This window comes from Polaromonas sp. (genome assembly GCF_013817205.1).
In the GTDB taxonomy this organism is placed as follows: domain Bacteria; phylum Pseudomonadota; class Gammaproteobacteria; order Burkholderiales; family Burkholderiaceae_C; genus Polaromonas.
The window spans coordinates 1-8,498 of the sequence record NZ_JACDDD010000116.1; the positions used below are offsets into that span (position 1 = coordinate 1).

Genomic DNA, 8,498 nt, shown 5'->3' on the forward strand with positions numbered 1-8,498 from the left:
GGGCAGTTCGCCCTAAATTGGCCAAAACCCATCCAGTACCCAGACAATTCGACGAACGACACGCATCGGCCGCTGCGCGCCCCAAATCATGTGCTCATCGGACTACTGGTGAAATATCCGGGCTAGGAGCCTGTCGGACTTGGGGATCGTCGGCTGCAAATCGACCGCAGCGGTCCATTTTTCACCGTCTTTTTGTCCCATAGCTGGGCTATGGGCCGGCAAATCCGGCAAAAACTGTCCTCGCAGGGGCCTATTTTCGCTATCGACGCCCCAAGTCCGACAGGCTCCTAGAATGTTTGACCTCTTCAGGAAAGCACCTTCATCCATGTCCCAAGGAATCATCCGCATCCGCGGCGCGCGCCAGCACAACCTCAAGAACCTGGACCTGGACATACGCACCGGTGAAATGACGGTGGTCACCGGGCCCAGCGGCTCGGGCAAGTCTTCGCTGGTGTTTGACACCTTGTTTGCCGAGGGCCAGCGGCGTTATGTCGAGACTTTCTCGGCCTACGCACGGCAGTTCCTGGACCGCATGGATAAGCCGGCGGTGGACAAGGTCGAAGGTGTGCCGCCGGCGATTGCCATCGACCAGACCAACCCGGTGCGCAGTTCGCGCTCCACCGTGGGCACCATGACAGAGCTCAACGATCACCTGAAACTTTTGTATGCGCGCGCGGGGCAGTTGTTCGACAAAAAAACCGCGCAGGCGGTACGGCATGACACGCCGGAATCGATTTACGCCGAATTGATGTCGCGGACTGCAGGCAGTGACGCGAGAGTGGTCATGACCTTTCCGGTGGAATTGCCCGGCAACACCAGCGCCGAGGAGGTCACGCAGTGGCTGTCGGCTAGCGGCTTCACGCGTGTGCATGCAGAGCGTGATGTGGCGACGCCTGCGGGCCCGCACAAACTGCTGGATGTGGTGGCCGACCGCTTCCGTGTTCATGCCGCCGAAAAGTCGCGTGTGGTGGAAGCGATTGAAATGGCGCTGAAACGTGGCGGCCGGCTCAATGTGTACGTGCAGCCGACGCATGAGGGTGTTATCGAGGAGATGTGGCGGTTTTCCACCGGCTTGCATTGCCCCGACAGCGACCTGCGTTACACCGAGCCGACCCCTTCCCTGTTTTCCTTCAACTCGGCCATGGGCGCCTGCGAAACCTGCCGCGGTTTCGGCCGGGTGATCGGTGTCGATTACGGCCTGGTGATCCCCAACGACAAGCTGACCCTGCGCTTCGGCGCGATCAAGCCCATGCAGACCCCAGCCTGGAAAGAGGCCCAGGACGACTTGATGCGCCACGCGGAAACGGCAGGCATACCGCGAGATACGCCCTGGTGCAAACTCACGCCCGAGCAGCAGGCCTGGGTCATCAACGGCTCGCCCAACTGGAACGGCAAGTGGAACCAGCACTGGTTCGGCATCAAACGCTTCTTTGCCTACCTGGAAAGCAAGGCCTACAAGATGCACATCCGGGTGCTGCTGTCCAAGTACCGCAGCTACACGCCCTGTGAGACCTGCGGCGGCGCGCGCCTCAAGCTGGAGGCATTGCTGTGGCGTTTGGGCTCGAAGGCCGACGCCGATGCCGCCCTGCTACCGGGCAAACGTTTCATGCCGGTCGGTGTGGACTGGACCCGCGCCCAGCTCGAAGCGCTACCGGGCCTGAGCCTGCATGACCTGATGCAGTTGCCGATTGACCGCTTGCGTGAATTTTTCAATGGTCTGGCCCCGGCTGCGCTGCAGGACGGCAGCGTGCCCGATGCCGAGTTCAAGGCGCTCAAGTCCTTGTTCGAGGAAATCCACACCCGGTTGCGTTACCTCAGCGATGTCGGCATTGGTTACCTGACGCTGGACCGGCAAAGCCGCACGCTGTCCGGCGGCGAGGTACAGCGCATCAACCTCACGACGGCGCTGGGCACCTCGCTGGTCAACACTCTGTTTGTGCTCGACGAACCTTCCATCGGCCTGCACCCGCGCGACATGAACCGCATCACCCAGGCCATGCACCGGCTGCGCGACGCCGGCAATACGCTGGTGGTGGTCGAGCATGACCCGGCGGTGATGCTGGCGGCCGACCGCATGATCGACATGGGGCCCGGTCCGGGCGAGAAGGGCGGGCAGATTGTGTTTGACGGCACGCCGGAAGACCTCAAACACGCCGACACCCTGACCGGCGCCTACCTCGGTTCGCGCAAGCAGGTGGGCATGGGGTTCAAGCGGCCGGTCACCGACAACACGCCGCGCCTGATTCTTGAAGGCGCGCGTGACCACAACCTGAAAAACCTGACGGTGGAATTTCCGCTGCAGCGCCTGGTGTGTGTCACCGGGGTCAGCGGTTCGGGCAAGTCCACACTGATGCAGGACATTCTGGCACCCGCGCTGCTGCGCCAGTTCGGCAAGGCGACGGAAACGCCCGGTCAGCATGACCGCTTGATGGGCGCGGACTACCTGACCGACGTGGTGTTTGTGGACCAATCGCCGATTGGCAAGACCGCGCGTTCCAACCCGGCCAGTTATGTCGGCGCCTGGGATGCGGTGCGCGAACTGTTTGCGCAGGCGCCGCTGGCCCGGCAGCGCAGCTACACCGCAAGCAAGTTCAGCTTCAACAACGGCGACGGCCGTTGCCCGACCTGTGGTGGATCGGGCTTTGAGCACGTCGAGATGCAGTTTCTCAGCGACGTTTACCTGCGTTGCCCGGACTGCGACGGCAAACGTTACCGCCCCGAAATTCTCGAAGTCACGATCGAACGCAAGGCCATCGGTGATGTGCATCCGCGCCTGATGAATGTGTCCGATGTGCTGGACCTGACCGTCAGCGAAGCCAGCCGGCTGTTTGCGCAGGACCGTGAGGTGATACGCGCGTTGCAACCCATCGTCGATGTCGGCCTGGAATACGTGAAGCTGGGCCAGCCTGTGCCGACGCTGTCGGGCGGCGAGGCGCAGCGCCTCAAGCTGGCCGGCTTCCTGGCCGGTGCGTCGAAGACCGTCAGTGTCAGCCGGCAGCCGCTCGCACTGAAAAACATCAACCGCGGTACGCTGTTCCTGTTCGACGAGCCGACAACTGGCCTGCATTTCGACGACATCGCCAAACTCATGCGCGCGCTGCGCAAGTTGCTGGACGTGGGCCACTCGCTGATCATCATCGAGCACAACCTCGACGTGATCCGCTCGGCCGACTGGTTGATCGACCTCGGTCCCGAGGGCGGTGAAGCCGGTGGCCTGCTGGTGGCCCAGGGCACACCCGAGGCGGTGCGTGAACACCCGACCTCCCACACCGCGCTGGCGCTGCGTGAGTACGAACAGGCCATGGGCAAGGTGCATGGCGTGGAAGAAGCCCGCGCCAAGGTGTGGAAAACAAAACCTGCCTTCTCCAACCTGATCCAGATCGTTAACGCCAAAGAGCACAACCTCAAAAGCCTGTCAGTCGACATTCCACGCGGCAAGTTCAATGTGGTGACCGGTGTGTCGGGCTCCGGCAAGTCCACGCTGGCCTTTGACATTCTTTTCAACGAGGGCCAACGGCGTTATCTCGAGTCGCTCAATGCCTATGCGCGCAGCATCGTGCAGCCGGCGGGCCGGCCCGAGGTGGACGCGGTTTACGGCATTCCGCCCACCGTCGCCATCGAGCAGCGCCTGTCGCGTGGCGGCCGCAAGTCCACCGTCGGCACCACCACCGAGGTCTGGCACTTCCTGCGCCTGCTCTACGTCAAGCTCGGCATTCAGCACTGCACCAAAGACGGCGCGGCGGTCATGCCGCAAAGCCCGGAAAGTATTGCCGCGCAATTGCTCAAGGCGCACCGCGGTCACCACATCGGCTTGCTGGCGCCGCTGGTAATCAACCGCAAGGGCGTTTACACCGAACTCGCTGACTGGGCGCGTCCGCGCGGTTATACCCATTTGCGCATCGACGGCGAGTTTTTGCCAACCACCAACTTCCCGCGCATCGACCGCTTCAAGGAACACACGGTCGAGCTGCCGGTCGCCGACGTCCATGTGACGCCTGACAACGAAGCGGCCCTGCGCGAGGCACTGGCGACGGCGCTGCAGCACGGCAAGGGTGTGGTGCATGTGTTGGCGCCGCTGGATGGTCTGCGCGGCGCGATGATGGCCGGCACGCCGACCAAAGGCATCGGCAAGTTGCAGGCGTCGTCGACGACGCGCGCCTGCCCGGTGTGTTCCACGTCCTACCCGGAGCTTGACCCGCGCTTGTTCAGCTACAACAGCAAACATGGCTGGTGCCCTGACTGCGTCGGAACCGGTGTGAAACTGACCAAAGAACAACGCAAGGTGTTTGACGATTCGGTGCGTGACGACGACAACAAGGGCCGCGAGCAGAGTTTTGTCGAGCCGGAAGCCGAAGGCGTGACAGACACCACATGCCCCGGTTGCCAGGGCACGCGTCTGAACGCTCAAGCGCGGGCGGTGAAGTTCGCCGGGGTTGGTATTGCCGACATCGCGGCGCTGTCCGTCACCGACGTGCGCGCCTGGGTGGAGAAGCTGTCGCTGTCGGGGCGTGAAGCTGGTATCGCCCGCGATTTGATCCCCGAGATCAAAAGCCGCCTTGAGTTTCTTGAAGACGTGGGCCTCGGCTATTTGACGCTGGACCGTGGTGCGCCCACCCTGTCGGGCGGCGAGGCGCAGCGCATCCGGCTCGCTGCGCAGCTCGGCTCCAACCTGCAGGGCGTGTGTTACGTGCTGGACGAGCCGACCATCGGCCTGCATCCGCGCGACAATCAGATCCTGCTGCGCGCCCTGGGCAAGCTCAGCGAGCGCGGCAACACCCTGGTGGTGGTCGAACACGACGAGGACACGATACGCCGCGCCGACAACATCATCGACATCGGCCCCGGCGCCGGCAAACGCGGCGGGCAACTGGTGGGTCAGGGCACGGCGGCGCACCTGGCCACCTTGCCCGATTCGCTGACCGGGCGTTACCTGGCGCATCCGCTGATCCATCCGTTGCAGTTGCGGCGCGAGACGCAAACCGGCGCGGCGCCTGTCGGCGCGCAGGCGATCAGCGACGTGCAGGCCAAGCCGGTCAGCAAACAGAAAGCGGCTTTGTTGAAAGCCGCAGCCCTGAAAGCGGCGGCCGCCAGCGCAAGCGCCTTGCACAACGCGGCGCCGGTCGCGGCCGGGCCTTTCACCTCCTGGCTCAAGGTGGTGAACGCCGATCTGCACAACCTCAAAAAGGTATCGGTCAGCGTGCCGCTGTACCGGCTGGTCGCGGTCACGGGTGTCTCAGGCTCGGGCAAGTCCACGCTGGCGCGCGATGTGTTGCTGACCAATGTGCATGCCGGCGTGATGTTGCGCAGCACCAAGGCTGGCCGCGATGCCGACGACAAGGGCGAGACGCCGGCGTGGACCGGCTGCGAAGCCATCGAGGGCTATGCGGCGGTAGACCGTGTGCTCGAGGTGGACCAGACGCCCATCGGCAAGACGCCGCGTTCCTGCCCGGCCACCTACATCGGTTTCTGGGACACCATTCGCAAGCTGTTTGCCGACACGCTGGAAGCCAAGGCGCGCGGTTACGGCCCGGGACGCTTCAGCTTCAACACCGGCGAAGGCCGCTGCCCGACCTGTGAAGGCGCGGGCGTGCGCACCATCGGCATGAGCTTTCTGCCCGATGTGAAGGTGTTGTGCGAAACCTGCCACGGCGCGCGCTTCAACCCGGAGACCCTGGCGGTGACCTGGCGCGGCAAGAACATCGGTGATGTGCTGACCATGGAAGTCGATGAAGCGGTCGATTTTTTCGCCTCCATGCCCAACATTGCGCATCCGCTGCAATTGCTGAAAGACGTGGGCCTTGGTTACCTGACCCTGGGCCAACCCTCACCGACGCTGTCGGGCGGCGAGGCACAGCGCATCAAGCTGGTGACCGAGCTGTCCAAAGTGCGCGACGACATCACGCGGCGCGGCCAGAAGGCGCCGCACACCCTGTACGTGCTGGACGAGCCGACCGTGGGTCTGCACATGGCCGACGTGGAAAAGCTGATCCACGTGCTGCACCGCCTGGTCAACGGCGGCCACAGCGTGGTGGTGATCGAGCACGATCTTGACGTGATTGCCGAAGCCGACTGGGTGATTGACCTTGGGCCGGACGGCGGCAACGCCGGCGGCCAGGTGGTGGCCTCGGCGGCGCCGGAAGCGGTGGTGAAACTCGGGACGCACACCGGCAAGGCGCTCAAAAGCGTGCTGGCCCGGACAGCTGTTTAGCTATGAAATAGATAGCCGTTTGCGCTTGTCAAATAAGGGCGGGAGCCTGTTTTTGCCTGTAACTTCGGCCGGAATCAGGGGGCGCGCGCTTTCAGCAGCGCCATAGCCACCTCGGCAAAACCCGCGCCGCGTTCTCCCTCGGTGATGTAACGCGGCTTGTGGCTCAGCTCTGCTTCAAATCGGCGGATATTGGCTACACCTACAGAGTTTGGGAAGGCTTCAAACATCAGCTGGTCGTTGGTTGAGTCACCGACATAGACCCAGCTCTCCATTTCAGAGTCGAGGTCGCGGCCAAACAGCTCACGCACAATCCAGCGCGCACCTTCGAGCTTGTTGTGCGCGCCAAACCAGCCATTGATGTGGATGGAACTCACGGTGGCGTTCATGCCTTCGTCCTGCATGATTTGCACCGCCTGCGCAATGGCGGCGGGCGGCAGGTGCACAAACTCGCTGTGGTCGATGGCGATGTCGGTCTCGCGGCCGGGGCTGTCTTCGGACAACACGGCGCCGGACACTTCACGCACAACCCGGCTTGCCACCTGATGCATGCGGGTGTAGTTGGCGCGGCGCGTAGCCTCATCCTGTTGATATCGTTTTGATAGCTGCTCACGCCCGCTGGACGGGGGCTGGAGCCCGATTTGGCTTGAAATCAGTGCCACGGCGCCGTTTTCGGCAACGATGGCATCCACCGGCCAGACCAGCGCAAAAGGTTCGCTCCAGCCGACCGGCCGGCCGGTGATGGGGATCACCTGCAGGCCCGCCGCCTTGAGCTGTTCCAGTGCCTGCAAGGCATCGGCCGTGATGGCGCCATCGGTGGTCAGGGTGTCGTCGATGTCGGTGAAGACACCGGTGATGTGCTGGCGGTCGGTCAGCGGCCAAGTATTGAGGTTCAGCATGTGAGCACGATGGGTTCCAGCGCATCAGCTTGCGGCAGGATGCGGCCTATTGCAACAGTTTTGCCGTAGCCGAGTTGGCGCAGCGCGGCGATGCAGGCCTCGGCACGGTCGGCGGGCACGCTGGCGAGCAGGCCACCGGCGGTTTGCGGGTCAAAAATCAGCGGGTAGGCCGGGTGTTTGATCGCTTCGGCCTGGTTGCGCAGAGCGCGGCGCAAACGCACATTGGCGGGCTGCAGCGAGCTCAAGATGCCCGCCGCGCTGGTTTCCAGCGCGCCGTCCAGCAAGGGCAGCGCGCTCAAGTGCAACTCCGCATCCACGCCTGAGGGCCGCGTCATCTCGACCAGATGACCCAGCAGGCCGAAGCCCGTCAGGTCGGTGCAGGCGGTGGCGCCGTGGGCTTGCAGGCACTGGGCGCCCAGCCGGTTCGACTGGATCATCGAGGCCAGCGCTGCATCAATCCAGCGGCCCCGGGTTTTCAGCCGCGCATGGGCCGCAAACAATGTGCCGGTGCCAATCGGTTTGGTCAGCAGCAACACGTCGCCGGGCCGCATGCCGCCTTTTTTCAGCACCGTGTGCAGGTCCTCATCGACCAGGCCGTTGATTGCAAAACCCAGCGCCAGCTCCTTGCCCTCGCCGGTGTGGCCACCCACCAGCGCACAACCGGCATCGTTGAGCACCTCGACGGCGCCGGTCATCATCTGGAACAACAGGTCCTCGACCTTGGCCTCCAGCCCTGCCGGCACGGTGGCCACGGCGGTGGCCGACTGGGCCTCGCCACCCATGGCAAAAATATCGCCGAGAGCATGGTTGGCCGCGACCTTGCCAAACAGGTAGGGGTCGTCGATGAAGGCACGGAAAAAGTCAACCGAGTGCACCATGGCCTTGCCCGGCGGCACCCGCACCACCGCTGCGTCATCGGGCGCGTGCAGGCCAATCAGCACGTCACTGCGTTCAATCGGTTGCAGCGCGCCGAGTGCGCGCGACAACACGGTGGCACCGACCTTGGCGCCGCAGCCGCCGCAACGCATGGCAATCGCAGAAATGGCCTGTGCCGCTTCTTCCTGGTCCAGCTTGACGCGCGATGGGGCGGCCTTGCTCATGGTGCTTTCATCCATCACCGGGAAGGTCTGGAATTTGTCCATGAAGCGGCGGTCAATCCAGTCCTTCCAGCGCCAGACCCACTCGCCCTGCCAGCTCAGCGCACCGCGTGAAGCGACGGCAAAACGGTCGCCGGTGCTGATCAGCGCCAGCCAGTTGCGTTGCGGCCTGTAGCTGACCAGCGGCTCGCCCAGCACCGCCCGGCGCAGGTTGGCAGCCAGCGGCTTGCCCTGGCGCACCGCAAACACACCGGCCTTGGGCAGGGGGCGGCTGCTGAAGGCGGCTATGTCCCCGGC

Annotated in this window: 3 protein-coding genes; 1 reads left to right on the forward strand and 2 read right to left on the reverse strand. The window is 63.9% G+C overall.

Translation table 11 applies throughout. The annotated features are described in order from the left end of the window. Positions 1-325 precede the first annotated feature (325 nt). Complete coding sequence (gene uvrA, locus H0W47_RS17705) at positions 326-6,208, forward strand: excinuclease ABC subunit UvrA (protein ID WP_296926791.1); 5,883 nt, start codon at positions 326-328, stop codon at positions 6,206-6,208. Positions 6,209-6,282: 74 nt separating this feature from the next. On the opposite strand, the gene H0W47_RS17710 is transcribed toward uvrA, so the two are convergent. Together H0W47_RS17710 and selD are read right to left on the reverse strand one after the other, a co-directional pair. Beyond that, entirely contained in the window at positions 6,283-7,104 is an 822-nt protein-coding gene (locus H0W47_RS17710; protein ID WP_296926793.1) for an HAD-IIB family hydrolase, read from the reverse strand. Continuing rightward, the coding region (gene selD, locus H0W47_RS17715; protein ID WP_296926795.1) for a selenide, water dikinase SelD at positions 7,098-8,498 on the reverse strand (1,401 nt) is incomplete at its 5' end. The genes H0W47_RS17710 and selD, both read right to left, overlap by 7 nt.